1 rRNA gene is annotated in these 1,772 nt (G+C 51.2%); it reads right to left on the bottom strand.

The window, feature by feature from the left end:
* Positions 1-65 precede the first annotated feature (65 nt).
* A 16S ribosomal RNA gene (locus tag IGJ50_RS17070) occupies positions 66-1,626 on the bottom strand.
* Positions 1,627-1,772 lie beyond the last annotated feature (146 nt).

The raw sequence follows: 1,772 nt of genomic DNA, 5'->3' as shown, positions 1-1,772 counted from the left end.
AGAGTAAACCTCTCAAAACTGAACAAAGTGTCGACGAATGTGTAAGTTTCCGTAATATTCCTTAGAAAGGAGGTGATCCAGCCGCACCTTCCGATACGGCTACCTTGTTACGACTTCACCCCAATCATCTATCCCACCTTAGGCGGCTGGCTCCACAAGGGTTACCTCACCGACTTCGGGTGTTACAAACTTTCGTGGTGTGACGGGCGGTGTGTACAAGGCCCGGGAACGTATTCACCGCGGCGTGCTGATCCGCGATTACTAGCGATTCCGGCTTCATGTAGGCGAGTTGCAGCCTACAATCCGAACTGAGAGAAGCTTTAAGAGATTTGCATGACCTCGCGGCCTAGCGACTCGTTGTACTTCCCATTGTAGCACGTGTGTAGCCCAGGTCATAAGGGGCATGATGATTTGACGTCATCCCCACCTTCCTCCGGTTTGTCACCGGCAGTCTCGCTAGAGTGCCCAACTGAATGATGGCAACTAACAATAAGGGTTGCGCTCGTTGCGGGACTTAACCCAACATCTCACGACACGAGCTGACGACAACCATGCACCACCTGTCACTTTGTCCCCGAAGGGAAAGCTCGATCTCTCGAGTGGTCAAAGGATGTCAAGACCTGGTAAGGTTCTTCGCGTTGCTTCGAATTAAACCACATGCTCCACCGCTTGTGCGGGCCCCCGTCAATTCCTTTGAGTTTCAACCTTGCGGTCGTACTCCCCAGGCGGAGTGCTTAATGCGTTAGCTGCAGCACTGAAGGGCGGAAACCCTCCAACACTTAGCACTCATCGTTTACGGCGTGGACTACCAGGGTATCTAATCCTGTTTGCTCCCCACGCTTTCGAGCCTCAGCGTCAGTTACAGACCAGAGAGTCGCCTTCGCCACTGGTGTTCCTCCATATATCTACGCATTTCACCGCTACACATGGAATTCCACTCTCCTCTTCTGCACTCAAGTCTCCCAGTTTCCAATGACCCTCCCCGGTTGAGCCGGGGGCTTTCACATCAGACTTAAGAAACCGCCTGCGCTCGCTTTACGCCCAATAAATCCGGACAACGCTTGCCACCTACGTATTACCGCGGCTGCTGGCACGTAGTTAGCCGTGGCTTTCTGGTTAGATACCGTCAAGGTAAGAGCAGTTACTCTCCTACTTGTTCTTCTCTAACAACAGAGTTTTACGATCCGAAAACCTTCTTCACTCACGCGGCGTTGCTCGGTCAGACTTTCGTCCATTGCCGAAGATTCCCTACTGCTGCCTCCCGTAGGAGTCTGGGCCGTGTCTCAGTCCCAGTGTGGCCGATCACCCTCTCAGGTCGGCTATGCATCATGGCCTTGGTGAGCCGTTACCTCACCAACTAGCTAATGCACCGCGGGTCCATCCATCAGTGACACCCGAAAGCGTCTTTCAAATCAACACCATGCGGTGTCGACTATTATGCGGTATTAGCACCTGTTTCCAAGTGTTATCCCCCTCTGATGGGTAGGTTACCCACGTGTTACTCACCCGTCCGCCACTCTTCTTTTCAAATGAGTGCAAGCACTCGGTAGAAAAGAAGCGTTCGACTTGCATGTATTAGGCACGCCGCCAGCGTTCGTCCTGAGCCAGGATCAAACTCTCATAATAAAAGTTGAACACGATCTTGCGATCGATAAGCTCATTTGGTTGCTAGCATATTGCTTGCTTGTTAAAAATTGTTGTTTGTTTTTACCGTTGTAAAAACAACCTACACATTTGGTTCGTCTTACTTTGTTCAGTTTTCAAAGGTCTAC

Source organism: Enterococcus sp. AZ101, from assembly GCF_050499005.1.
GTDB lineage: Bacteria > Bacillota > Bacilli > Lactobacillales > Enterococcaceae > Enterococcus_L > Enterococcus_L ureilyticus.
Note: the sequence above shows the minus strand (reverse complement) of the source record. Positions and strands in the feature narration are given on the sequence as shown.